Source organism: Mucilaginibacter sp. A3364 (assembly GCF_059690715.1).
Map to the genome: position 1 here is coordinate 1,452,794 of NZ_JCAWED010000001.1, position 25,252 is coordinate 1,478,045.

Genomic DNA, 25,252 nt, shown 5'->3' on the forward strand with positions numbered 1-25,252 from the left:
ATCGGGATGCCTATACAAACCTTACGCCAATATTAAAAACCCGGGATGGCCGCTATTAACTTACGGGTATAATCATTTTGCGGATGTGCATAAATATCGTCAGGATAACCCCACTCTATGATCTCGCCTTTGTTCATCACCATCATCCGATCAGCAATGTGTTTGATCACTGCCAGATCATGGGAGATGAAGATGTAGGTCAAATTAAGTTCCTGCTGTAACTCGCGGATCAGGTTCAATACCTGCGCCTGAACTGATACATCCAAAGCCGAAACCGATTCATCGCAAATAATAAACTTGGGCTGCAATGCCAATGCCCGAGCAATGACAATTCGCTGCCGCTGCCCGCCCGAAAACTCATGTGGGTAACGGTTAAATTGATCGGGAGAGAGGTTTACGCGCTCCAGCAATTCCAACACTTTTTGCCTGCGTTGCGTGTTATTGCCATAAAGGCCATGCACCTGTAGAGGCTCCATGATGGCTTCGCCGATGGTTAGGCGAGGATTGAGCGAGGAGTAAGGATCCTGGAAAATGATCTGGATATCGCGTCGCATCTGCCGCATATCGGCGGTGTTTAGCTTGCGCAGATCGGTGCCTTCAAAAGTTATGCTGCCTGATGTGGGTTCTATCAACCGTAAAATGCTTCGCCCCAAGGTGGTTTTGCCGCAGCCTGATTCACCAACCAGGCCTAAAGTCTCGCCCGGATAAACATCGAGGCTTACATTATTTACGGCTTTCACCACGTTATGCTGCTGACCAAATAACCCGGTGCTAACAGGGAACCAGGTGTTCAGATCATTTACTTTGAGAATGGGCTCCTGACTATATAACTGATTTCGGCGCTCCTCTATTTCGTTGGCGGTAATGATATGTCGTTCCCTAATATCTGCTACTGTCGGCGGATTATCTACCATAAAATCCGCAATGACCGGCAGCATTTTTAGTCGGTAATTTACTGATGGCCGGCAGGCCAATAAACCTTTTGTGTACGGATGTCGTGGTTGAGTGAATATAGTTTTAACATTACCTTCTTCAACCACATCGCCCTTGTACATTACCAGCACGCGGTCGGCTATTTGGCTTACTACGCCGAGGTCATGAGATATGAAAATAAGGCTCATGCCGCGGTCTGTTTTTAACTTTTGCAACAGGTCGATGATGGTTTTCTGTACAGTAACGTCCAACGCGGTGGTGGGCTCGTCGGCGATTAGTAACTCGGGATCGCAGCTTAGGGCCATGGCTATAAGCACACGCTGTTTTTGGCCGCCGGACAACTGGTGCGGGTAACTATCAAACATATCATCAGGTCGGGGGAGTTGCACTTCCTCAAACAATTTGATTGTTTTCTGCCTGGCTGTTTTCTCATCAACATTAAGATGCAGCCGGATAGCCTCAGCCACCTGGAAACCGCAGGTTAATACCGGGTTAAGCGAGGTCATAGGCTCCTGGAAGATCATGGCGATACGGTTGCCGCGGATGGCGCGGATTTGCTCTTCCGTTAATTTGAACAGGTCGACATCATCTAATAACACCTCGCCATTGATATCTGCCTGCTTCTTATCCAGCAAACGCATGAGTGCTAACGATGTTACCGATTTTCCCGACCCCGATTCACCTACAATGCCCAATGTTTCCCCTTTGGTAAGCCGGAAATTAGTCTGCTTAACGGCATCAAACCAGCCGTCCTGCGTTTTGAAGCGGATGCTGAGTCCGCGTACGTCCAGCATCATTGGCCTACCATGGTAATGTGGTCGTTGTCTATCAGGCTTTCGCCACGGTAACGGCGCAGCAGTTGGGCGGTGGCTATCACATCTTTCTGGCAATAGGTGCTAATGCGGGGCAGATCATTTTCATTCCAGTACACATGGCCCACCATGCTGCCGTCAATATCATCTTTTGGGGTGGGGATGTTAAATATGGCGGTAAGGAGGTTGAGCGATGTATAGCTTTTGTAATCGCCGAACTTCCATAGTTCCATCGTGTCCAGGTGGTTGATCTCCCAGGGTTTTCGACCGGCAATATCCAGCTGCGAGGGCAGTTTAAGGCCATTGATGAGCAAGCGGCGGCATAGGTATGGGAAATCAAATTCCTTACCATTATGGGCGCATAATATGAGGCTGGGGGGCTGACCGTTCAGCATGGTCGAGAAATCTTCCAGCAACTCCTTTTCGTCATGCTTGGCGAAGGATTTTATGCGCAGTCCGCTGGCATCCGTGCCGGTAAATATGCCTACCGAAATACAAATGATCTTTCCAAACTCGGCCCAGATACCGGCGCGTTCATAAAAATCTTCGGGGGCGGTTTCCTTGCGGAGGTTGAGGGTTTTCTTGTCCCACAGTTCCTTGAAATTTTCGGGCACTTCGGCATGGGTTGCATATTGGGGCACGGTCTCAATATCCAATATCAAAATATTATGCAGATCGTAATTTTCGAGCATAGCTTAAACACGGTAATGTGCAGGCAATATAAATGATTTTGGGCGGAAATTAATCTGCCAGTAAAATCATGACAAAAAAAGGGCGCAGTGTAGCGCTGTATGCGTAGCACGCTACACCGCTACACTTGGTGTAGCAACGCGCTACACCTCTATCAAAGATGTAGATGATATAAATAAATAATTGATTGTAAATTAGATATGAGTCTACAGTTGGTCTCTTACTTCCAATAAAAACTTTTTTAGGTTCTCCAAAGATGATATCACACGTTGCGCGTCTTTAGTATCATCGGCCGCATGGCCTTTCAGGTATTCTTTGGCACCGTTCAGCGTGTAGCCCTTGTCTTTAATCAGGTGGAAAATGATCTTGAGGTTCTCAATATCTTCGGGGGTGAAAAGACGGTTGCCCTTCTTGTTCTTTTTGGGTTGCAGTACCTCAAACTCTTTCTCATAAAAACGTATCTGGGACGGGTTGACATCGAACATTGCCGACACCTCGCCCATGGTGTAATACATTTTACTGATCTCGCGTTCTTTGTAAGGCATGTACAAATGTAATGTTAATTTCGGATTTCGGATTTTCGATTTCGGATTTATTGAAGTATATGTTATTTCAACCAGCGGGAGAAATCTATACACATACAAGCGTACAGTCTTAGCGCGTGTATAGATTTCTCACTACGTCCGAAATGACATGCTTAGTTAAAAAAACTAAACAGAATTACACAAAAAATTCACATTTTTGCCCCATGACCGCTAACGAAATACGTCAAGCTTTTCTTGATTTTTTTGCTTCTAAACAGCATGCTATCGTGCCTTCTGCACCTATCGTTGTAAAAAACGATCCGACCCTTATGTTCACCAATGCTGGTATGAACCAGTTTAAAGATATTTTCCTGGGCGAAGCGCCTGCCAAATCGCCCCGCGTGGCCGATACGCAGCGTTGTTTGCGTGTATCCGGCAAGCATAACGATCTGGAAGAGGTGGGTATTGATACCTATCACCACACCATGTTTGAGATGCTGGGCAACTGGAGCTTTGGCGACTATTTTAAAGAAGAGGCTATTGCGTGGAGCTGGGAACTGCTTACCGAAGTTTATAAAATTGATAAAAACCGCCTTTACGTTACCATTTTTGAGGGTGATGATAAAGAAGGTTTGCCGAAGGATCAGGAAGCGTACGATTTCTGGAAGGCTTTTGTACCCGAAGACCATATTCTGCTGGGAAACAAAAAAGATAACTTTTGGGAAATGGGCGAGACCGGCCCTTGCGGTCCGTGTTCTGAGATCCATTACGATAACCGCAGCGATGCCGAGCGTGCTAAAGTGAGTGGCGCTACATTGGTTAACGCAGATGATCCGCAGGTTATCGAAATATGGAATAACGTATTTATGCAGTTTAACCGCCTTAAAAGCGGCGAATTGCAGCCACTGCCTGCCCAACACGTTGATACCGGGATGGGTTTTGAGCGTTTGGTGCGTGTGATACAGGGTAAGCAAAGTAACTATGATAGCGACGTTTTTACGCCGATGATCAGTTTCATTGCCGAAAAATCTGGTAAAAAATATAATGCCGAGGCTGTGCCGGGCGATGCCGATTGGAACGTTGCAGTTGCTATGCGTGTATTGGCCGATCACATTCGTGCTGTAAGTTTTGCAATTGCTGATGGTCAGTTACCTTCAAACAATAAAGCCGGTTACGTAATCCGCCGTATTTTACGTCGCGCGGTGCGTTACTCGTTCCAGTACCTGGAGTTTAAAGAGCCATTTTTAAACCAGTTGGTGCCACTATTGGCCGAACAGTTTAAAGGCGTGTTTGACGAGTTATATACGCAGCGCGATTTTGTGCAGAAGGTGATCAACGAGGAGGAAGTGTCTTTCCTGAGAACATTGGCTGCCGGTATCCGTAAGTTTAAAGAACTGGCTACCGGTACTGATACCGTAATTTCCGGCGCCGCCGCTTTTGAATTATCAGATACCTACGGGTTCCCGCTGGATTTGACCGAGCTAATGGCCCGCGAAATTAATTGGAGTGTAGACACCGCAGGTTTTGAAACCGCCTTGCAAGAGCAAAAAGCCCGCTCACGCGCTGCATCAGCCGTTGATACCGGCGATTGGGTGCTTTTAAAAGACGAAGAGACCGAATTTACAGGTTATGATGAAATACAAACCGTTGCCCACATTACCAAATACCGTAAAGTAACCGCCAAGGGTAAAGAGCAATTTCAGCTGGTGCTGGATAAAACGCCTTTCTACGCCGAAAGCGGTGGCCAGGTAGGCGATACCGGCGAGTTGGTATTTGCCGATGGTAGCATTGTGTATGTTACCGATACCAAAAAAGAGAACGGTCTGATCGTTCACTACGTAGATAAGTTACCTGAAGAAATTGATGATGCCGCTACGGCTATTGTTGATAAAGAGCGTCGCGCCAGCATTATGAGCAACCACAGCGCCACGCACTTGCTGCATGCCGCTATGAAACGCGTATTGGGTACCCACGTTAACCAAAAAGGTTCGTTGGTTAACGGCGATTACCTGCGTTTCGACTTTTCACATTTCGCCAAAGTTACTGACGAGGAAATTGCCCAAATTGAAGCCATTGTGAACGAAAAGGTGCGCGAAAACATTGCTTTGAATGAGCAGCGTAACGTTCCTTATGATATAGCCATCAACAGCGGTGTAACCGCCCTGTTCGGCGAAAAATATGGCGATTTTGTACGTGTGATAACTTTTGATGATGAGTTTAGCAAGGAGCTTTGCGGCGGTACGCATGTTAAGGCTACCGGCGCTATCGGTTACTTCAAAATCACATCAGAAAGCGCTGTTGCTGCCGGTGTGCGTCGTATAGAGGCCATCACAGGTATTGGTGCCGAAAATTTTATTAACGAGCAAAGTAAATTGGTTGGCCAGGTTAAGGAATTGTTGAAGAATCCTAAAGACGTTACCAAAAGCATTGAAAGCTTAATTGAAGAAAATACCCGCCTGAAAAAAGAGATCGAAAAATCGATTCTCGAAAAATCATCCGGACTGAAAGACGAACTGGCCGCTAAAGTGGAAGCCATCAACGGCGTTAACTTTATTGCCCAGGAAGTAGCTTTACCTAATGCTGATGCCATCAAAAACCTGGCTTACCAACTAAAAGATATCGTAAGCGACCTGTATCTGGTACTAACCGCCAATATTGATGGTAAACCAAGTGTAACCGTAATGATTGCCGAAAACCTGGTGAAAGACAAAGGCCTTAACGCAGGTAACATCGTTCGCGAACTGGCTAAAGAGATACAAGGTGGCGGCGGCGGTCAGCCGTTTTATGCTACTGCCGGTGGTAAGGATGCCAGTGGGTTGGCAAATGTTTTAGTGAAAGCGAAGAGTTTTATTGCGTAATGCGATTAATCACATAAAAAGGGTCGGCAGTTTTGCCGACCCTTTTTTGTTTACTACCACACACGCCAATCCCTACGCGTCATTGCGAGGAACGAAGCAATCTCTTCACATGCTAATCAACATGTAAAATGCTGTTGATGTAACGTAATCGTATTGCTACTTTGCATTATGGTTTTTCAAAAAGGCGGTTGTGTTTACATTATGACCAATCAATACAATAAAGTATTGTACGTTGGTGTTACATCAGAACTTATTGGCAGAGTTTACGATCATAAGAACAACACTCATCCACAAAGCTTTACAGCCAGGTATAAATGCTACAAGCTGGTTTACTATTTGTATTACCCGCATATTGAAGAGGCGATAAATGCTGAAAAGACTTTAAAAGGTAGTAATCGTAAACACAAACAGAAGTTGGTAAACGACTTTAATCCGGAATGGAAGGATCTTTATGAATCGATTTTGGAATGAGATCTTACACAGCTGATAAGCTTATGTAGAGATTGCTTCGTTCCTCGCAATGACGCGTGGTGAGGATGGTTGTAATAAATCGTCATATCGACTTACTTCTCCGATGGATTTTTCTTCCCATCATTTAACTTCTCCACCAACTTAATCAAACGCTCATTGCGCGTTTTTTCTTGTTTGGCAGTCAGTATCCAAAGCACGTACTCTTTTTTGTTGGAGTAGGACAGGTGATGAAAAAATGCAAGGGCGTTGGTATGTTTTTGCAACGCGTCTATCATCACAGGTGGCAACTTTACCTGCTTATTATCCACATCAATATAAGCGCTGAACTCGTTTTGGCGAATGGCATCATTCCCACCTTCGGATATTTTTGATACCCCCAGCGGGCGGAAACGCAGCGCTGTCCAGGTTTCGTCAATAGCCGCTGAGGCTACAATGCGCAGACCGTATTTGGCTACCTCATCCCAGCTGCCCATCATCTCCAGGTCGCTTTCAATACCTGAGCTTTTTTTGGGGTAGATGATCCAGAGGATAGTTTCTATTTTTAGCAGCGCATGGATCTTTTTAAGTGTAGCAGCCAACTCAGCCAGGTTTTTAACGAAAAGCTGCATGCCGTCAAAATCGCCGCTGGGTTTGTGGGCAATGGCGGTTCCCTCGGGCAGTTCGCCTAAGGTAGCCAGGTAAGTTTCGGGGGCATTAAAAAGTAGCCACCTTTTACCGGGCTTCATCAATAACTTTTTAGCTAGTGCGCTCATATTAATAATCACAGGTTGATGCTATTAAGATAACGCATTTTCGTGCCAATAATTTTGACGAAATGTAATAAGGTCGTTACTACACTTTTAGGTTCAGCTTCGCAAAGAAATCCCATAACACAATACCTGCCGAAACAACGATATTAAAAGAATGCTTGGTGCCAAACTGCGGTATTTCGATACAGTCATCAATTATCGCCATTACTTCCTCGCTTACGCCATTCACTTCATTGCCGAAGATAAGGGCATACTTTTCGTCGGTGGTGGGGCTAAAGGTGTTGAGCATGGTGCTGTTGGCGGCTTGTTCAATAGCGATAATACGGTAGCCATCGGCGCGTAATTGTTTAACTGCTTCCACCACGTCAACATGGTAGGTCCAGTTTACAGATTGGGTAGCTCCTAGCGCTGTTTTTTCTATTTCGCGGTGCGGAGGGTGGGCTGTTATGCCGCAAAGCACTACCTGCTCTACAGCAAAGCCATCCGAGGTGCGGAATATGGAACCGATGTTGTGCATGCTGCGCACGTTGTCCAGCACAACAGCAACGGGCAACTTGTCCTGAGCTTTAAACTCAGATACAGTTGCCCGGTTAAGTTCGTCTAATTTAAGTTTACGGATTATTCCGTCGCTCATGATAGTACGTTAGTGATATGCAGGGTACCCACGCCATTACCAATTAACGATTGGTAAACCGATGGCGAGTAGCCAATTTTTGTATTGTAATAGTTGATTACCTCGCGGCTGAAAGCTTCGTAAGCATCGCCTTTTACCAAAGCAATGGCGCACCCGCCAAAGCCGGCGCCGGTCATACGTGCACCAGCAACATCGGGGTTGGTTTTGGCATATTCAACCACCGCATCAAGTTCTTTGCCGCTTACTTCGTACTGGTCGCGTAATGAATCATGCGAAGCATACATCAGTTTGCCAAATTCGGTTATATCGTGAGCAGCAAGTACGTCGGCCGCTTTTTTAACGCGATCGTTCTCTTCAACTACGTGTTTGGCGCGTTTTAAAACAGTTTCGTCAGTAATTAAATGGGCGTGCTGCGCAAATTTCTCAGCGTCGATATCGCACAGGTAGTCAATGTTTAATTCCTGCTGTAAGGCTTTTAAAGCCGTTTGGCATTCCTGTACGCGTTCGTTGTATTTTGATTCGGCCAGTTTACGTGGTTTGTTGGTGTTGATGATGGCCAATACGTATTCGCCAAGATTGCTGGCAACGATGTTATAATCTAAAGTATCGCAGTTTAGTACAATGGCGCTGTCTTTTTCGCCGAAGGCAACAGCAAACTGATCCATAATACCACAATTTACGCCTATGAAATTATTCTCTACAGATTTGGCAATTTTTACCAACTCCAGTTTAGTATAACCACCGTTAAATAATTCGTTCAAAGCATAAGCGGTAACCACCTCGATAGAAGCAGATGACGACAAACCCGAACCGATAGGAATGTTGCCATAAAACAGCATGTCAAGGCCGCCCAGCGTTTGGCCCTCTTTTACAAAATGATCAATTACGCCGATAGGGAAGTTGTACCATTCTTCGCCGGTTTTAATGTAGCTGTTTTGCAAAGGCACCTCGGCACTTTCGTCAAAGTTTAAGCTTTTAAAACGGAAAACACCATCGTTATTTGGGCTTACCAATAAATAAGTACCAAAGGTGATAGCGCAAGGCATTACCAGCCCGCCGTTATAGTCTATATGCTCGCCAATCAGGTTTACACGACCGGGAGAGAAGAATGAATGCTCGGCTTCTTTGCCGTATAACTCATTAAATTTTTGAGGTAAAAGATCTTTCATTTAGGGTATTGGTTATTACAAGAAACAAATATTGTAAATATTACACTATTAACCTTAATATTGACACGAATTATTGTACAATAATTGCATAAAAGATATAAATTGAGACAAAAGTGAGACACCATGAATCAATACTTAGTAACTGCTTACGACTATACTAACGCCGATGCACTGCAACATCGTATGGCGGTAAGGCCATTTCACCTGGAAGGCGCGGCAGCGCTAAAAGCCGGTGGCAATTTTATCATAGGCGGGGCGATGCTGGACGGCGAGGGCCGGATGATAGGATCGACCATGATACTACAATTTGAAACCGAAGCCGAACTGGAAAACTGGAAAGCAACCGAGCCTTACATCACCCAAAAAGTATGGGAAAAGGTGGAGATAAAGCCGTTTAGAGTAGCTAACGTTTAACGCTTAGTAATATATTATTTCGCGCTTGTTAAGCAGGATGTATTTGTCCTTATCAAGCCTGCTGCTTTGCAGCCAGTTGCCATACTTGTCCAGCTTATCATATTTGATGGTGTATTTGTACACGTCGTTATCTATCAATACACCCGGTAGCCCACCTACGATGCGTTTATTTGAATCTATACGCACCTGGCTATCGGGTTTGTAAGTGATAGTTTCGTGGCTCTGGCGGATGTTGTTCTTATCGAAAATGATCTCGCTCAACAGGCGATTCTCCTTGTCGATCACAAGAATCTCTTTATGATCGAACTCACCCTTCTCGTCGTATTTTAGCTGGGTAATGGTATCCCGGCCGGTATTAAATTTTTGCACCAGTTTATATAACAACGACTCATCCGGCGCAAATACCCATACCGTATCTACATTGGCTTTGGCATTCTTTACTCTTACCGAGTTTTTTTTGCCCTGAAAGCGGCTGGTGGTTAGCAAGTTTTTGTTTTTGTCTGTCTCGTATTTTATTTCCTGGTAAACCGCGCCTTTATTTTTGATGACTAGTAAACGGCCCTCTGAATCATAATCGTAAACCAGGGATTGTACGAGGCTGTCCTTTTGCCGCATGTTATAAATAAGCTGACTGGTTATTTTGCCGGCCTCATTAAACTGGGTGATGGTTTTATAAAATAGCTCGGGTTCGGCAACGTCGGTATAGTTACCGGGGGTGAGGTATTCGTACTGTATGGTTGTTTTAACCTTAGGCTTTTGCTGCGGATAATTCATCAAAATAAATGACGACGTAAGCAGGCAGACAAAGATCAGCAACAGGTATTTCATAAACGTTTATAGCATGGTTTGGCCAAATATAAAAAAAACGATGCCGCATATTTAGCAACATCGTTTCTTAAAATGGTCAAATTATATCCTGATTATAGCGGCGCGATGTTGTTTAGCGCATCCATATCCTCGCTGCTTAGTTCCATATCGCCGGTTTTCATGTTCTCTTCCAGGTGTGACACGCTCGAGGTACCGGGGATGAGCAGTATATTATCTGCATGCCTTAAAAGCCAGTTTAGCGCTACCTGGTGTACGGTGGCATCATGTTTTTCGGCAATGGCTTTCAAGGTATCCTGCGCGGCTACGTTACCTGCGTTAAGCGGGAACCAGGGGATGAAGGCTATGTTTTGTTCTTTACAGTAGTTTAAAACGTTTTCCCATTTGCGGTTATCAACGCTGTACATATTTTGTACCGATACTACTTCGAAAAATTGTTGTGCCTTCTTAATGTCAGTTACGCTAACTTCTGATAAACCTATGTGTTTGATCTTGCCGGCCTGTTGTGCGTCTTTCAAAAATTGGAAAGATTCTTCGGCCGGGACTTTAGGGTCAATGCGGTGTAGTTGGTAAAGATCTATCTGCTCCAGCTTAAGGCGTTTCAGGCTGCCTTCCAACGCTTCCTTTAAATGATCGGGGTGGGCGTTGATAGGCCATTGATCAGGGCCGGTGCGGGTGAGGCCGCCTTTGGTGGCTATCACCAGGTCATTGGCGTATGGGTGCAGGGCTTCGGCAATTAATTCTTCTGATACATAGGGGCCGTAGCTGTCGGCGGTGTCTATAAAGTTAACGCCGAGTTCAACGGCACGTTTTAGTACTTTCAGCGATTCGGCATGATTATCCGGCGGGCCCCAGATGCCTTTGCCCGTTATCCGCATGGCGCCGTAGCCCAGGCGGTTTACGGTAATATCCCCGCCAAGGGTAAATGTTTTTTGATAAGTAGTGTTCATGGTAGGTAGATGTATTTTTTGATTACAAACGTGAATTTAGGTTGATTGTTTATGCTTATGGTAGGGTTAATGTCATTTTAATTAGTCTAAAAACAAAAAAGCGCCCGGTTGCCCGAACGCCTTTTGTATGATGCAGTAACTTCTATTGTACTTTATATCTATATACCGCCCGGCCGATATTACCTTCAGCATCAATCCCCTCAACAATAGCGCGGAAACTACCTTTGCCATCTGAGGTAAAGAAATCAAATGTTGCTGCACCTGTGGTTTTGTCGGTTTGTACGCGTGGGTTCCAGTAAATGGTGCTGCGTAAGTCGCCGCCCATTGAGCCGGTCCTGGTTGCATCATAAACGGGGCTGTAAAACTGGCGAGCAAGTGTGTAGCCTTTAGGGTTGATAGGCACACCGCTGTATTTAGGGCCTAATAGTTCGTTAAGTTGTTCTTTGGTGAAAGTTTGTTTTTTGGCCACTTTACCGTTAACAGATATCACACCATTGGTGTTATACATGCGGTTGATATTACTTAAACCATCGGTGTAAAATACCTCTACGTTATCCACCTCGTCTGGTTTAATATTGATCAGGTAGCTAAAATCAACCGGCTGCCCGTTAAAATATACTGCAACGGGATCTGTCTTGCCTTGGTTAAAATCACGGCTTAAAACCAATGTATTGTTTTGTGTGTTGTAGGTTAAGCCGTAACCACCGCTTCTTAAACAATCAAAAACATTGTTGCAGGCTATCATTGAACTTCCTTGTATAGTATGGTTTGCAATAGCGCTTAGGCCGGTAAGGTTTGAATAGTCCTGGTGACTGGCCTTTTTAACGTAGGTATTGGCTTTAATAACTACCTCTTTTAACACGCGCGAGTTTTGATAGATCAATTTGCTGTTTTGCAAATAGTTTTTCATTAAGCTGTCTATGTTAGCTATTTCGTCGGGCGCATTAGGGTTAACGGTAGGGGGCAGGTACTTTTCATTGTCCGGCAGGATAAGCATATTATTAGCATTGTAGTTACCCTTGGCATTCAGGGTAGCTTCCACCGAATCCGGGAAGAACAGTTTGGAAAATTTAAACTCGCCTATCGGATTGGTAAGCGTTGATTTCTCCATCCGGTTTTTAATAACAAATGTTACGTTACCACGATTTACCGGCCTGCCATCGGCAGTGCGTAGTGTGCCTGATATGGTAATACCATCCTCGGGCAAAAAATTAACAGGTGCCAGTGGAGTTTTGCTCATAATATCTTTATAAACAAATCGGGCATAGCCTTGGGTTAGCAGCAATACATCCAGATCGGCAGCGGTTTGCTCGGTGGGTTTGTTGAAGTAGTAGTTAGGTTTTTCAACGTAGCCTTTCAAATCTGATGTTAGCAGCAAGCTGGTTAAAATGGTGGTTTCGTTGCTTTCATCAAACGGTACTTTTGTTTCATCAATAACAGTAACCGATAAGTTAGCTTCAACCGGGGTAGTAGCCTTTTTAGCGGCTACATTCATAACCACCTGTTGCCTGTTACTGTAGGTTGGTTTGGTACTGCTTAATGCCAGGTTTAACTGATCATTACGTTGCACAAATATGCTGCGCTCAGACAATGCGACGCCGTTGTTGGCAAACACAGTTAATTTTATTACACCACTTGGGAATTTACTTTTAGGTATAGTTGCCGGGAAAACCGTATTTACCATACCGGGTGTTTGGGCGGCATAACAAATTAATTGCCCGTTTTGGGCGATAATGTAAAGCGGTTTGCCTTTATGTGCCTGTAGGTATTGGTCGCTAACTGATACACGTAAACTTACCTTTTCAGGGTCGGTGTTTACTACGCTTAGCGTAACGCCGTTATCTTTTACAGCCGGCAGGTCATACGTGTTTTTTGATCCATCGGGGAAGGTTACATTTGCTTTATAGGTTTTGCCTGTTGCGGGTACCATACTAAACACACCCATGCCCAGGTGCTGACTGCTGATTTCGGCAACAGTAGCGCCACTGTTATCGGTTATTGTTCCTTTAACATCAATACCCAACCCCGATGGGTTAATAGCTTTAAACGCCACTTTTGACTTTACACCATTTATCAGGTCGCCGCCTTCGGGGAAAAACTGTACATCCATTGGTGCCACAGCATTTTTAAGACTGAATGATGAGTTAACGGTCTTTTGTTCGGTAATATCAATAGTAGTAACCAGTAAACTGGTGTTAAAGTTGATAGGTTTATTAGTACTGAAGCTAATTAGCACATTACCGCCGGCATCTGTTGTAGCTTTGCCTTTGCCGGCGGTTTCATCATCGCTGGTCTGTATTTTCCAGTTTACACGTTTTGAAGCATAGGGCTTTCCATCAGCATCGGCAAAATTTACCTTAACGTCAACTTTAGATGTATTGCCCTTGGCCGATCCGCTTATGGCAATGTTGGTATTTACCTGTTTTTCTATGGCATTGCCTACTGTTACCGTTTTATTGAAAAAATAAGCGACATCGCTGTTGCGCATCCAGGTGGTATAAGCCCTGAAATGGTAGCTTCCCTGCTTATACAAAGGCGCGGTAAGGGCCAGGTTTGCAAATGCTACCCCGTTGGTTACCGGTAACTTCATTTTGCGTACTATCGAATCCTTACTGCTCACAATATCAACATACACCACATTACTAATGGTCGACGGCGCGTGCATAGCCGCCGACATATAGGCATCGGCCGTTAAGTAGGCTTTAAACCAAACCGTATCGCCAATGGCATAATAGGGCTTATCAAAATGCAGGTATACTTTTTCAATAGGGCGAACGGTGTTAAAATTGGCTGCTTTTTCAACTATAGACGTTAAACTAACAGTATCGGTTTGGGCCGATGCTGCTATAGCGGGTATAATAAGTAATGATAGTATAAAAGTAAATTTTCTTAGATTCATCATTATAGGTTAGTATTGCTCAAAAAAAAGGATGGCTAAATATATCTATTTATGCCAATAGATGTTGCTAAACGCAATACTTTAACATTTTTTTACAGTTAAATAGTATAGCAGGCTTTGTAATTTTGGCGATACAGTTTAGTGATCAGTGATTGGAGACTAGTGATTAGGATGATTTGCAATACTTAATTTTATTTAAGAACGAATTTATGGCGATAGAGATCGAGCGCAAGTTTTTAGTTGATGAAGATAAATGGCAGGCCCTGGCTAAACCCGAAGGCACGCATTACCAGCAAGGTTATATTATAAACAGCGAAAGAGGAGCAGCACGGGTACGCGTAGCCGGTGAGCGCGCTTATATTACATTTAAGGGTGCATCAGCAACTATCAGCCGGGCCGAGTTTGAATATGTGGTGCCGGTTAACGAGGCTTCCGAGTTGTTGAAGCTTTTTGCGCAGTCATCTGTAGAAAAAATACGTTACCGTATTGATTTTGCCGGCAAGTTATGGGAGGTTGATGTCTTCCTGGGCGATAACGAAGGGCTTCTGGTAGCCGAGATAGAACTGCAAAGCGAAGATGAGCGGTTTGACCTGCCCGATTGGGTGGCTGATGAAGTTACGCACGATGACCGTTACTTTAATTCCAACCTTTCTACCCACCCGTATAAAACCTGGTAAAACAACAAAGCCTCATCCTTCGTGAAAGATGAGGCTTTGATAAATGTTGGCTACAAACATTACATCTGTGCCAACAAATAATTTTTACCAGCCACTGCCTTTTTTAGCAGCACCAGATGCGATATGACCTTCGGCAGTAGCCTTGCTCATAATTGCAGCCATTTTGTTGCCTGCGCTGTCTTTACCTGTAGCAATGTATCTGCCAGATTTTACATCTATAACAGGATCAACCATTGGTACGTTCTTAGTTTTCGTTTTTACTGAATACGCGGTAATTGCCATGATAAGTTTTTTAATTGTTTTAAAATGTTAACTCTATTAGGTATAAATTGTTTTCACAAACATAGTCTATTGTTATTAACTAGTATATAATTGTGAAACTTTTTTATAGCTAATAATGTGGAAAACTAGCCTTTTTTAAGCCATTTTGTTGATTTGTGGAAAACTTCTTGGCTTTTACACTAAGGGCAGACTGTGTTTGTAACTACAATTTAACCTTCAACTCAAACTTTGCTATCTTAGCTTTACAATAACTAAAGGTTAAAAAATGAAGAAAAGAGATACTAGCATATTATACCTGGTGCTGGGTTTGTATGCTTTAATGATAAACTGGTATTATAACCATTCTATCATTTTATTAATACTATGTTATATATTTTGGCCGCTGTATTTAATATATGCCCTGCTTAATGGCAACCTGGCCCACGGCATGTGGAAAGAGATCCCGCTATCGTATTTTAAATAACAATAGCGGGATATGGGGGATATTATTTTTCTATCTTTTCAACAACTACAGCGGTACCGTAGGCCAATACCTCGGTGATACCCTGCATTATTTCGTTAGCATCATAGCGCATACCAACAATGGCATTAGCACCCATAACACGTGCATGCTGTACCAATAGCTGGTAAGCTTCTTCGCGGGTATTCTCGCATAGCTCAACATAAATAGAAAGCCTTCCACCAAACAACGATTGAAAGCCGCCGGCAATATTTCCCAGCGCGCTACGGCTACGCACGGTAACGCCGCGTACCAGGCCAAGTTGTTTTACAATTTTGTAACCTTCTAAATCGTTAGCGGTAGTAATTAATGAAGTATCCATAGTGTAATGTTTTATTGATTTGATTTACCCAAATATAAAATGTTACACTATACGGCTGCTATTTATATTTGCACAAGTATGAAGTTTGCGCGGTAGCTTTTACCTTAAAAGAAGTACCGGCCTCAACCTCGAACGATTGGCCGTTGGTAAAGCTTTCCCATTCGGTAGCGCCGGGTAATAAGGCTACTAGCTCGCCTTCAATAACTATCATGGTTTCGTGGGTCGAAGTGCCAAATTCATATTCGCCGCTTTCAATTACACCCACTGTTGATTTACCTTCTGCACTTATATAAGCAAGTGATTTTACCGCGCCTTCAAAATATTCGTTTACGTTTATCATTGATGTTAAAATTAAATTGGCCGAAGATGCGGATTTTAGTCGATAGTTCATGGTCCATAGACTATAGTTTTTTAAAAAGTGGGCTATGGACTATCGACCATGATCCATGGACTATTTAATTCCCCCAAATGCCGCGAAGTAAGAGTTTTTATGCAGTATCTCCACCTGTTTAAACCCAACTTGCTTTAACAGCTCCGTTTGGTAATTTACCGAGCGTGGGGTGTCTTCATGTGCCACATAGTCCAATACTTTTTGGCGATAATCAGGGCCGCCAAGGGTATCCAGGTAATCGCTGTAACGTTGGTAAAATAAGGCATTTAACGGTCCGTCATGTGTTATCAGGTCTGATATCCAAATGCTGCCGCCGGGTTTTAGCATACGGTACATGTTGGAAAATACGCTTTCCCAATCGGCATCATCACGTAGGTGATGGAAAGTTGCAGCCGCTAGTATAATGTCAAAACTATCGTCAGGCAAAGTTAAATTACGCATATCATCCTGTACCGGGGTGACCGTACCTGTGGTTTGTTCGCTCACTCTCTGCTCGGCCCGTTCCAACATCGGCAAACTCAAATCATTTAGCGTGCAGTTTAAGTTGGGCACTTTGCTCAGCATTTTTAGGGTGTAGTTGCCGGCACCGCAGCCAACGTCTAATAAAGCTGTAGCGTTAGGGTTAACATATCTGGCAGCTTCGGTACAAAGTTCCATGGTAAGTGGTGCGTCAATAGTGGTTAACTGGCCGGTGTCCAGGTTCGAAAAACGTTCAACATCGTTGTCAAATCGGGTTTTGATCTCTTCGTTAGTGGCTTTGCCTGTGTAGTTTATAGTCATCATTTGTTGATTTGGTTTGGCAAAACTAAATGCTTTAATGATATTTGAAAAATATCAATTTTGTCAATAAATGATATTTAAAAGGTATCAATAAAATGGAATTACGTCATCTTCAATATTTCAAAGCGGTTGCAGATCACCTGCACTTCCGCAAAGCTGCCGAAGCTTTATTTATCTCGCAACCGCCATTAAGCAGGCAGATCAGGGAGTTAGAGGAGGAGCTAGGCGTTAAGCTGTTTTTACGTAATAACAAACGCGTGGTATTAACCGATGCCGGTAAATATTTTAAAGCAGAGGTTGATGATATTTTTGCGCGCTTAGAAGAGACTAAAATAACTCTACGCCAAATACACGAAGCAGAGAGCGGAGAACTAAAAATAGGTTACATCAGCTCGGTATACCAACCTCATTTGGCCGAGGTGCTTAAATCGCTTACACAGGTGTTCCCGCACATTAAAACAAGTTTGTACGAGCGGCCTACGGTTAAGCAGGTAGAGGCCTTGGAGCAGGGCAATTTGGATGTCGGCATATTACGGGCGCCCGTACAATCCGCAAGGTTAGCTTTACATACCTTGTTTCATGATCCGTTTATGGTGGTGTTGCCATCGGCCGGATTGCGTTTTAATGATAATGCAGAACTGTCCGCTCATATCAAAAATAAGCCTTTCATATTTTTTAATAAAGAATACGCGCCGCACTATCACGCCAGCCTAATGGAAATATGTAATCGTTTGGGTTTTGTGCCCGATATTACCCACGAGGTAAATAATGTGCATTCAATTCTACAATTAGTGGAAGCGGGGCTTGGAGTTTCCATACTTCCGTTATCATTGCAGCAACAGTATAAAAATCTGGACATTACCTGTGTTTCGCTTGAAAGCATACCTGTAAGTACCGAAGTAGTAGTGGCTTACAAAAAATCGAACCTGAATAAAGCTTTGAATTGGTTTATTGATAACTATACGCGTAGCTGATGGCAAGGTAGTTGATAGTCATTAATTTGAATAAACCCGGATGGCTTATTATCCGTATATATAGCATTAACCTAGATTTATTATTTTATGACTACCGCGCCGATTCCCGCAAACGAAATGGAAAGGGTATTAACCCTTGCAGAATTTGATGTTGACTATTCTGCCCATAAGGAAAGCTTTAAAGATTTGACCAAACTGGCTGCCAAAGTTGCCGGCACCAAAATATCCCTGGTAAATTTAATTGACACCTATACGCAATGGACGATATCTGAACATGGAATTGATATTGACCAAATGCCCCGTGAAGAATCTGTTTGCCAGCACACTATTATGGGTAATGACCATTTTGAGATTGGCGACCTAAGTGCTGATGATCGTTTTAAAGACAAGTTTTATGTAACCGATGACCCAAAGCTGCGTTACTATTATGGTGTGCCATTAAGTACACATGAAGGGGTCAACCTTGGCGCTCTTTGTGTATTGGACAGGGAAGAGAAAACTATCTCACCCGAAAAAGCAGAACTACTTAAAATTATCGCCGACGAGATCGTAAACCGCCTAAAAGCATTTAAGGTAATGGATAACCTTAAAGCGGAGTTAAATGAAGCCAACGAATCAAAACGCAAAGTAGCGCATGATATCCGTGGGCCCTTAGGCGGCATTATTGGCCTGGCCCAGGTTATTGCCGAGCAGGGGCATGAAAACCAGATTGACGAAGTATTGGAATTTATTAATATGATACATAAAAGCGGCCGGTCGATATTGGAATTGGCCGATGAGATATTAAGCATTGAAGCCCCGCAACTAAAAAACGATGAGTTTAACCTGCTGATGTTTAAAGATAAACTGGAGAAGCTATATCAGCCGCAGGCGGTAAATAAAAATATTAATTTCAGCATTAACCTGTCGCCCGATTCGGCCAGGGTGCCTTTCTCAAAAAATAAATTACTACAGATAACAGGTAACCTGATATCAAACGCCATGAAATTTACCCCCGTAAATGGTAAAATAACAGTTGACTTAAATCTGGAGGTAACCGATGCGCAGAATGTGCTGGATATTAAAGTAAGTGATACCGGCGTAGGCCTTAGCCAGGAAGGGATTGATAAGATATTAACGGGTAACGCCTCATCAACCAACGGCACCGGCGGCGAGCAGGGCTATGGCTTTGGCCTTGCACTGGTTAAGCATTTAATTGAAGGCCTTAAAGGAAGGTTTGAGATAGAATCGATACCGGGGAACGGTGCCACATTTCATGTACGCCTGCCGCAGGCATTAAAGGCCTAGCACTAATATTTTATAGTGCGCAAATACATAATTATCAAAATAAAGGCAATGGCAAAGCCAATTAAACGCATCGGTTGGTAAATATTAACTATGTGCTATAATTAAAATGAAAAACCCGGCAAGCGCCGGGTTTTTCATTTTGTTTGTTTTATGGGTTGGCAACTACCGCGTTGTAAGTAAGTGTGTTTGCACTACCGGTGGCGTATATGGTATATATTTTACCTGCTTGCAGGTTAATTGGTATATCAAGCAATACGTTGGTTGAACCGGCTGCGTATACCTTGAATTTGGTACCCGGGTCAACAGTGTAATAATCTGATGCCAGGTATTGGATAAGGCCGTTCGACAGTTTATCGCCGCCGGCTATTCCAAAATCAACCTCGCTGGTTATGGCACTGCTTAAGTTGATAAAACGTACACGGGACCTTCCCGGAGGCGTGGCAGAAGGATTATCGCTATAAGCTAACACCTTATCATTCATGTATACAATACTGTAATAAGCATTTGCAGTTGGTTCAAGGTCAAAAACTCTGAATAGGGCCAGGCCGGTAGCGGTTTTAAATTGCCCCTGCAACTGTTCAGACGATACAGTGAAAAAGCCTGAACTTTGGTTATAAGCCAGGCTGGTAGCAGTTTTTTTGGTACCGTTTACATAAAAGTCAATAGGGGTTGATAGTTCATCGTTATTAATTACCTGTATATAAGCTGTACCTACCGGTTCTTTATCTTTTTTACATGAGGTAAAAGCGGCTACAACCAGTAGCACCATGGCCACCTTACACAGGTTTTTAAAGGTTTTGAAATGGGTAATTGTTTTCATATTTAAAAATTGTATAACTGTTTTACATGCATAAACGCAAATGTTACTGTAAATGATACATGCAATAATACAAATCTGTTTGCTGTAAAAATATAATTATGGTATCAGATATAAATATAATTGGTTTTTGGTGCTAAACACCGCGGAAACATTACGTAAAATGAAATGTAAATTTTGTAAATTCAGTAGTTATGCGTTAAAAGCATTTGTAAAAAACAGGATATTTGGTAAATGAAGTTTAACTACATATTGGCGTTTATTGGCTTAGCTTTGGTGATGTTGTGTGGCGCCTTTATAAAAAGTACCGTTGCTACGCGTGATTTCGACACATCCAAGCGCGAGATCATATTGCGCCAGATAGGGCATAGGGTGTTGTTAAACTCGGGCGATAGCACGTCACTGGTATTGCCTGTGGTTAAACTGGCGGATAATGAATACCAACTTCAGTTTGACAAAACGTTCACCTTTCAAACAGATTCGTTGGTAAAGATCATTAACAATGCGCTTAGTCAAAATGATGTTTTGTCTGATTATATTGTTAATGTGGTGGAGTGTGATAAGCCTGGCGTTCTTTTCGGCTACGCCATTTTAAATACAAAAGAAAATAATAAGCAAGGTGCCGAAAGAAGTAATATTATAGCATGTTCGCGCAGGCCTCAACCGGTAAAATGCTACCGTATCAATATTAAATTTCAGGATAAGGGCTTAAGCCAGGTGCAAAAAAATTATATGATAGGTAGCCTGCCTTTGCTGGCCTTTGTAGGGTTGCTGGTTTACAGGTCTGGAAACCAGCGTAAAAAGCTTGTTCCCGCTATACATGTTAGTACTACTGCTGAAGATACCATCATCCGCCTGGGCAGTTTTGTATTTAACGTTAATAAACGCGTACTAAGTTTTGGCGATGCAGAAACAATCATCACTGCTAAAGAAGCCCGCATACTGCATATCTTCGCCACGGCACCTAACCAGATCATTGACAGGCGCCGCCTGCAAAAAGAAATATGGGAAGACGAAGGCGTGATAGTGGGTCGCAGCCTGGATATGTTTATCTCCAAACTGCGCAAAAAACTAAAAGACGATCCATCACTAACCCTGGCTAATATTCATGGTAAAGGATATAGATTGGAAGTGAAGTCCTGATTGGCTCCAGACTAAAAACTACCTACTCACGACTCAAAATTCTCCTCTACATACTCCAGGATATCTCCAGGCTGGCATTTTAAAACGCTGCATATGGTCTCCAGCGTTTCCAGGCGTATGGCTTTGGCTTTGCCGGTTTTAAGTATAGATAGGTTGGCCATGGTTATGCCAACCCGTTCGCTTAACTCGGTGAGGCTCATTTTACGTTTGGCCATCATCACATCTAAATTTACTATTATGGGCATGGCTTAAATGGTTAGGTCCTGTTCGTCTTTTAACTTCCGTGCTTTGTTGAAAGCAAAAACTAGCAGTAATAACGCAATACCTGCTATGAAAGCCCCGGCAGCGGCCCCGTTTTGGTTTTTGATGATGATATCGTTGGTGAAATAATCGCGGAGAAAGAATCTCATCAAATAGCTAATTTCACTTGTTAATAATACATAGCCTATTAAGCTTATAGCGGTAACCGTTAAAAATAGCACGTTGCGCTTAATAAAGGCATTGCCTTGCGATATATCATAAATAAAACGCAGAAACCATACGGCCAGGAATATCCAATAAACGTAAAATAAGGTCTTAATTACCCTGAAAATTGTAGTGTAGGTTTCAGCCTGTTGTCTGGTTATCGGGATCATGATGTGTTTGCCCAAATGACTGTACCTGAATTTTACCGGGTAGTCGGCAACTTTGCCGCTAGTGTAAACTTTACCGTTAAGTGTGGTGTTTTCTGTATAATGTTTACGAATGTATGCCTGACCCTTCTCCACATGAAAGGTATCCGTGCCAAATATTATCGCCGGCTTAGCTAGCGACCACCCATATAGATTGAAATAATATTGTACATGACGCTCATCGCCGTACGATATGTTTTTATACCAGGCTAATGAGCAGGTATCGCAGCTTATGCTATTGGATACGCCGAAATAACTAAAACGGGTGACATCCATTTTTTTATCATCACCATTCTTGATATTTCTTACGGTAGCTATACTGTCTTTTAAATTAATGTAATCGATGTAGGGCAGGGTGTCCGGCAGTTTAGCATCGATAGGCTTTACGTCATAAATTGGTTTTGTTTTGGCGCGTTTGTGTTCAAAACTTGCGGTTAATACACCGTTTGCAATTTTTAACACCAGTCCGGCAACAAATATGCAAACTATAATTAATACAGTCTTTTTATTGGCCTCTTTAAAAAGGATCTTAATGCCAAGTAACTGTAGTGCTACAACTAAAATGACTGCAACGATAACGAATATAAATATCATAACAATATAGGTTTGGTTTACATCAGCAAAGAAAAACACTATTATTGATAAAAGCAAAATATTTATCGAAAAACAATAAATAATTATTGAATAAGGATTTGAATTTAATCCCGATATTGCAGCATGATATTAGAAGTAGCCATACTAAACTTAATTCCCGGCAGGGAAAAACAATTTGAAGCAGACTTTGCCGAAGCAGGAAAATACATCAGCCAAACGCCGGGCTACATAAAACACAACCTGAGCAAATGCCTGGAGCATGCCGATAAATATATTTTATTGGTAGAGTGGGAGACACTGGAAGATCATACTGAAGGTTTTCGTCAATCGGCGCAGTACCTGGAATGGAAGCGTTTGTTGCATCATTATTATGACCCATTCCCGGTGGTGGAGCATTATAAAGCGGTTTAATAGTCGATGGTCCATGGACAATAGCACTTTGCGTTAGCAACTATGGTCCATGGACTATCAACTATTGACTAAAGATCTATTCCTTAGCCAATTTCATCAAATCAGTTTTTATAGTGCCGCCCCAGCCGTTGTATTGGTCGTTAACTATAACGCCGGTTTTGTTTACGATCATGTAACGCGGTATGCCGCTTATGCTGTACTTGCCGGCTATATAGTTCCACTCGTCTTTGTTTAGTTTGTAATGCTCGCCGGCAATGCCTGGTATCATCTTTTTGTAGGTTTCCTCCGGAGATGATGGATCTGTTATATAAACAAAGGCTATGTTCTCACCCTTTAGCTCTTCTTTAATCGGGGCTATTTCTTCAATGCCAGCGCGGCAGGGGCCGCACCAGGTGGCCCAAAAATCAACGTATATGGCTTTGCCTTTATACTTGCCTAGTATGGCGTTAAAAACGCTGTCCGCCGTTGTTTTAGGTATGGCGTTACGTACAAAGCCTTTTTTGTTTTTAGCAATAGCGTCAATTTTAGCCGCAACCCCTTTGTTAAAGTTTTCAAAAGCCAGGTAAATGCCCGTGTTTTGAAAGCTTTGTTTCGCTGTAGCCATTGCTTTTGCGTCATACGGTTTAAGCTCGCGGGTAACGGTTTGCGCATCTTCCTGCACTTTCATTATATCATAAGTAAAATCAAGCCTGGTTTTTACCAACTCATCAATAACCGCATGGCGCGATTTGGCAATGTCAATTTTAGGCGATTCCTGAAAGTAATCTTTACGGCGCTCCATCATTTTGTTAAACGCCGCTTTGTTTTTTACCATAATGCTGTTTAAGGTAATGCTGTCAACAGTTAACGAGGCTGTGAGGCCATTTAGCAGCTCTTTTTCATCGTCGCCTTCGGCAGGTACAGCTTTAAATGCGTTAATGTAATAGTGGGTAAAGCCCTGGTTGTAGTGTTTAAATATCTGATCAAGAAACATCAACCTGTTAACAAACGAATCGTACTCTTTTGATAACAATGAAAGTTCGCTGTTTGCCGGCACATTCTCTAAAAAGCGCATATACTCGTCGTCATAGGGTACTTTTACATAGGTGCTTTTCTTTTCGTCTTTATGTTTCTTTTGATGCTCATATTCGCGGTTCATGTTGTATGCCAGCAGGTACTCGGCCAGTCGGTACTTCATGTTCATGGTAGCTATTTGATAGCCTTTTGCACTAATGCCATGCTCATCGCGGTACGTATCTATAGCGGCTTGATTTTTAGTCAGCAGTTCGGTAAGGTAGCCTTTAAATTCGGTAAGAGATGATTTGGCAGCTTTAGCGCTTATGGTGCTATAGTTAATATCCAGCACAGCTGATAATTCAATAAGTTCGTTGTTAAGTTGAGCATATAGGCCCATGTATAATGCAGAGCGTTTGCCCTTATTCAAATCAATATATTGAAACAGCTTTTTACCCGGAGCCAGGAAAACTGACATGAAAAGGTTATCAACCTCAAAATAACATTCCTCGGGATAATGCATAGGCACTTTAGCCGCAAAACCGCCATCGGGAGCTATGGTGAAGGTATATTTATTTTGCTTGCTCGATATTACATCATCAATAATAATACTGCCGGTTTTGTAACCCAGTTTTGGCGAGTAGTTTTTGATGTAGCCCGTTAATACAGCGCTATCGCTTTTAAGTACAGGAGTAGTAAAAGGCGCGTCGTTTAGCAAAGCGGTTTTCGCTTCGTCGGGCTTATCAGTTAAAATTACTTTGGTTTTAGGGTTTTCTGAAAAGATAAGCTGGCCCTTAGCATTTTGCTGTATTGTAATTGCTTTTACGCTTCTGCCATTTGCTAGGGCCAAATGGTATTGTGAGCCTTTGGCCGATGTTACTTTATAACGCCAAACCTGGCTGTTATAAACCAGCCTGTTTCTGTCAATACCCAACACCCATTGCTTATTGTTAAACCAATTGGCATACCAATTAGCCGGCAATGGTTTTGACGCAGTATTATTGTTTAGTTCAATATCCAATATTTTGAAGCAGCGTTCGCAATCGCCTTCAAAATAATCAATTTGCTTAGTGCCGGCTTTTACCGCAGGGAAGTTGATGTTGAATAACGTAGGACCGTTTTTGTTGTAAACCTCTTTGTTAAAGGCAATACCGTTTACCGACGTAGCCATCAACTTTTGATCACTACCCGCAGTTAAATAACTTTTGTCAGATATCCTGAACCAAGTATTGCCGGGCGAGGTGGATTTAAAGAATACTTGAGTAGCCGTATCGCTTAAAACTACTTTTTCAATACTCAGGGTACTTACATTGCTGGCGCCAATGGCGGGTGCTACAATAGTTTTTTGTGCCGATGCAGCTAACGCGCTAAGGCACATGCATAATAAGAAGAGTGCTTTTTTCATATTGAGGTTAAAGGTTGATCAAATATAATGAAAGAATGACAGCATTTATTGTTGCTTTATAGGCTTTTAACTTTATTT

The 25,252-nt window shown here is 42.9% G+C and carries 26 protein-coding genes; 9 read left to right on the forward strand and 17 right to left on the reverse strand.

Annotation, left to right across the window (positions count from 1 at the left end; all coding sequences use genetic code 11):
- Nucleotides 1-32: 32 nt before the first annotated feature.
- The 3 genes from AC59JT_RS06425 to AC59JT_RS06435 form a co-directional block, all read right to left on the reverse strand.
- On the reverse strand, nucleotides 33-1,730 hold the full coding sequence (locus AC59JT_RS06425) for an ABC transporter ATP-binding protein (RefSeq protein WP_497396947.1): 1,698 nt from the start codon (nucleotides 1,728-1,730) through the stop codon (nucleotides 33-35).
- Complete coding sequence (locus AC59JT_RS06430) at nucleotides 1,727-2,437, reverse strand: 3'-5' exonuclease (protein ID WP_497396949.1); 711 nt, start codon at nucleotides 2,435-2,437, stop codon at nucleotides 1,727-1,729. Before AC59JT_RS06430 ends, AC59JT_RS06425 begins: the two co-directional genes overlap by 4 nt.
- Before the next feature lie 204 nt (nucleotides 2,438-2,641).
- On the reverse strand, nucleotides 2,642-2,980 hold the full coding sequence (locus AC59JT_RS06435) for a MerR family transcriptional regulator (RefSeq protein WP_497396951.1): 339 nt from the start codon (nucleotides 2,978-2,980) through the stop codon (nucleotides 2,642-2,644).
- 203 nt (nucleotides 2,981-3,183) lie between these two features.
- Here AC59JT_RS06435 and alaS point away from each other — a divergent pair, with 203 nt between their 5' ends.
- The gene (alaS, locus tag AC59JT_RS06440; RefSeq protein WP_497396953.1) at nucleotides 3,184-5,817 is read left to right on the forward strand and encodes an alanine--tRNA ligase; all 2,634 of its coding nucleotides are present in this window, start codon (nucleotides 3,184-3,186) and stop codon (nucleotides 5,815-5,817) included.
- A 168-nt stretch (nucleotides 5,818-5,985) separates the two neighbouring features.
- Nucleotides 5,986-6,288, forward strand: a complete 303-nt coding sequence (locus AC59JT_RS06445; protein ID WP_497396955.1) for a GIY-YIG nuclease family protein — start codon at nucleotides 5,986-5,988, stop codon at nucleotides 6,286-6,288.
- Between the two features lie 92 nt (nucleotides 6,289-6,380).
- Here the strand turns inward: AC59JT_RS06445 and AC59JT_RS06450 are convergent, their stop codons facing one another.
- The 3 genes from AC59JT_RS06450 to AC59JT_RS06460 all read right to left on the reverse strand — a co-directional run bounded on the left by AC59JT_RS06450 (nucleotide 6,381) and on the right by AC59JT_RS06460 (nucleotide 8,840).
- The gene (locus AC59JT_RS06450; protein WP_497396957.1) at nucleotides 6,381-7,040 is read right to left on the reverse strand and encodes a YdeI/OmpD-associated family protein; all 660 of its coding nucleotides are present in this window, start codon (nucleotides 7,038-7,040) and stop codon (nucleotides 6,381-6,383) included.
- 79 nt (nucleotides 7,041-7,119) lie between these two features.
- On the reverse strand, nucleotides 7,120-7,656 hold the full coding sequence (locus AC59JT_RS06455) for an RNA methyltransferase (RefSeq protein WP_497399341.1): 537 nt from the start codon (nucleotides 7,654-7,656) through the stop codon (nucleotides 7,120-7,122).
- An 11-nt stretch (nucleotides 7,657-7,667) separates the two neighbouring features.
- Nucleotides 7,668-8,840 carry a galactokinase gene (locus tag AC59JT_RS06460; protein WP_497396959.1) on the reverse strand — a complete coding sequence of 391 codons (1,173 nt, stop codon included), beginning with the start codon at nucleotides 8,838-8,840 and terminating at the stop codon, nucleotides 7,668-7,670.
- Between the two features lie 123 nt (nucleotides 8,841-8,963).
- Between AC59JT_RS06460 and AC59JT_RS06465 the strand changes: the two genes are divergently transcribed.
- Nucleotides 8,964-9,254 carry a YciI family protein gene (locus AC59JT_RS06465; protein ID WP_497396961.1) on the forward strand — a complete coding sequence of 97 codons (291 nt, stop codon included), beginning with the start codon at nucleotides 8,964-8,966 and terminating at the stop codon, nucleotides 9,252-9,254.
- A 3-nt stretch (nucleotides 9,255-9,257) separates the two neighbouring features.
- On the opposite strand, the gene AC59JT_RS06470 is transcribed toward AC59JT_RS06465, so the two are convergent.
- The 3 genes from AC59JT_RS06470 to AC59JT_RS06480 all read right to left on the reverse strand — a co-directional run bounded on the left by AC59JT_RS06470 (nucleotide 9,258) and on the right by AC59JT_RS06480 (nucleotide 13,931).
- On the reverse strand, nucleotides 9,258-10,082 hold the full coding sequence (locus AC59JT_RS06470) for a hypothetical protein (protein ID WP_497396963.1): 825 nt from the start codon (nucleotides 10,080-10,082) through the stop codon (nucleotides 9,258-9,260).
- 92 nt (nucleotides 10,083-10,174) lie between these two features.
- Nucleotides 10,175-11,029 (reverse strand): aldo/keto reductase, encoded by an 855-nt coding sequence (locus tag AC59JT_RS06475; RefSeq protein WP_497396965.1) that lies wholly within the window; start codon nucleotides 11,027-11,029, stop codon nucleotides 10,175-10,177.
- 142 nt (nucleotides 11,030-11,171) lie between these two features.
- Nucleotides 11,172-13,931, reverse strand: coding sequence for a carboxypeptidase regulatory-like domain-containing protein (locus AC59JT_RS06480; protein WP_497396967.1), 2,760 nt, complete (start codon nucleotides 13,929-13,931; stop codon nucleotides 11,172-11,174).
- A gap of 206 nt (nucleotides 13,932-14,137) precedes the next feature.
- Between AC59JT_RS06480 and AC59JT_RS06485 the strand changes: the two genes are divergently transcribed.
- Complete coding sequence (locus AC59JT_RS06485) at nucleotides 14,138-14,605, forward strand: CYTH domain-containing protein (RefSeq protein ID WP_497396968.1); 468 nt, start codon at nucleotides 14,138-14,140, stop codon at nucleotides 14,603-14,605.
- Between the two features lie 84 nt (nucleotides 14,606-14,689).
- Here AC59JT_RS06485 and AC59JT_RS06490 read toward each other — a convergent pair whose 3' ends face one another.
- A complete protein-coding gene (locus AC59JT_RS06490; protein WP_497396970.1) occupies nucleotides 14,690-14,887 on the reverse strand; it encodes a hypothetical protein in 198 nt (65 codons plus the stop codon).
- A gap of 265 nt (nucleotides 14,888-15,152) precedes the next feature.
- Between AC59JT_RS06490 and AC59JT_RS06495 the strand changes: the two genes are divergently transcribed.
- Nucleotides 15,153-15,350 carry a hypothetical protein gene (locus AC59JT_RS06495; protein WP_497396972.1) on the forward strand — a complete coding sequence of 66 codons (198 nt, stop codon included), beginning with the start codon at nucleotides 15,153-15,155 and terminating at the stop codon, nucleotides 15,348-15,350.
- Between the two features lie 22 nt (nucleotides 15,351-15,372).
- On the opposite strand, the gene AC59JT_RS06500 is transcribed toward AC59JT_RS06495, so the two are convergent.
- From AC59JT_RS06500 to AC59JT_RS06510, 3 genes are all read right to left on the reverse strand, one after another.
- Complete coding sequence (locus tag AC59JT_RS06500) at nucleotides 15,373-15,708, reverse strand: YbjQ family protein (protein WP_497396974.1); 336 nt, start codon at nucleotides 15,706-15,708, stop codon at nucleotides 15,373-15,375.
- 58 nt (nucleotides 15,709-15,766) lie between these two features.
- Nucleotides 15,767-16,048 carry a pyrimidine/purine nucleoside phosphorylase gene (ppnP, locus tag AC59JT_RS06505; RefSeq protein WP_497396976.1) on the reverse strand — a complete coding sequence of 94 codons (282 nt, stop codon included), beginning with the start codon at nucleotides 16,046-16,048 and terminating at the stop codon, nucleotides 15,767-15,769.
- Nucleotides 16,049-16,159: 111 nt separating this feature from the next.
- Nucleotides 16,160-16,882, reverse strand: a complete 723-nt coding sequence (locus AC59JT_RS06510; protein WP_497396978.1) for a class I SAM-dependent methyltransferase — start codon at nucleotides 16,880-16,882, stop codon at nucleotides 16,160-16,162.
- A gap of 92 nt (nucleotides 16,883-16,974) precedes the next feature.
- Between AC59JT_RS06510 and AC59JT_RS06515 the strand changes: the two genes are divergently transcribed.
- Both AC59JT_RS06515 and AC59JT_RS06520 read left to right on the forward strand, forming a co-directional pair.
- Nucleotides 16,975-17,853, forward strand: coding sequence for a LysR family transcriptional regulator (locus AC59JT_RS06515; RefSeq protein WP_497396980.1), 879 nt, complete (start codon nucleotides 16,975-16,977; stop codon nucleotides 17,851-17,853).
- Nucleotides 17,854-17,970: 117 nt separating this feature from the next.
- Nucleotides 17,971-19,140 (forward strand): GAF domain-containing sensor histidine kinase, encoded by a 1,170-nt coding sequence (locus tag AC59JT_RS06520; RefSeq protein WP_497396982.1) that lies wholly within the window; start codon nucleotides 17,971-17,973, stop codon nucleotides 19,138-19,140.
- 148 nt (nucleotides 19,141-19,288) lie between these two features.
- Here the strand turns inward: AC59JT_RS06520 and AC59JT_RS06525 are convergent, their stop codons facing one another.
- Nucleotides 19,289-19,960 (reverse strand): DUF4397 domain-containing protein, encoded by a 672-nt coding sequence (locus tag AC59JT_RS06525; protein WP_497396984.1) that lies wholly within the window; start codon nucleotides 19,958-19,960, stop codon nucleotides 19,289-19,291.
- 231 nt (nucleotides 19,961-20,191) lie between these two features.
- Between AC59JT_RS06525 and AC59JT_RS06530 the strand changes: the two genes are divergently transcribed.
- A complete protein-coding gene (locus tag AC59JT_RS06530; protein WP_497396986.1) occupies nucleotides 20,192-21,100 on the forward strand; it encodes a winged helix-turn-helix domain-containing protein in 909 nt (302 codons plus the stop codon).
- 26 nt (nucleotides 21,101-21,126) lie between these two features.
- Here AC59JT_RS06530 and AC59JT_RS06535 read toward each other — a convergent pair whose 3' ends face one another.
- Nucleotides 21,127-21,345, reverse strand: a complete 219-nt coding sequence (locus AC59JT_RS06535) for a helix-turn-helix domain-containing protein (protein WP_497396989.1) — start codon at nucleotides 21,343-21,345, stop codon at nucleotides 21,127-21,129.
- A gap of 3 nt (nucleotides 21,346-21,348) precedes the next feature.
- Complete coding sequence (locus AC59JT_RS06540; RefSeq protein WP_497396991.1) at nucleotides 21,349-22,365, reverse strand: hypothetical protein; 1,017 nt, start codon at nucleotides 22,363-22,365, stop codon at nucleotides 21,349-21,351.
- 123 nt (nucleotides 22,366-22,488) lie between these two features.
- Between AC59JT_RS06540 and AC59JT_RS06545 the strand changes: the two genes are divergently transcribed.
- A complete protein-coding gene (locus tag AC59JT_RS06545; protein ID WP_497396993.1) occupies nucleotides 22,489-22,776 on the forward strand; it encodes an antibiotic biosynthesis monooxygenase family protein in 288 nt (95 codons plus the stop codon).
- A gap of 76 nt (nucleotides 22,777-22,852) precedes the next feature.
- Here AC59JT_RS06545 and AC59JT_RS06550 read toward each other — a convergent pair whose 3' ends face one another.
- The gene (locus AC59JT_RS06550) at nucleotides 22,853-25,174 is read right to left on the reverse strand and encodes a TlpA family protein disulfide reductase (RefSeq protein ID WP_497396995.1); all 2,322 of its coding nucleotides are present in this window, start codon (nucleotides 25,172-25,174) and stop codon (nucleotides 22,853-22,855) included.
- Nucleotides 25,175-25,252 lie beyond the last annotated feature (78 nt).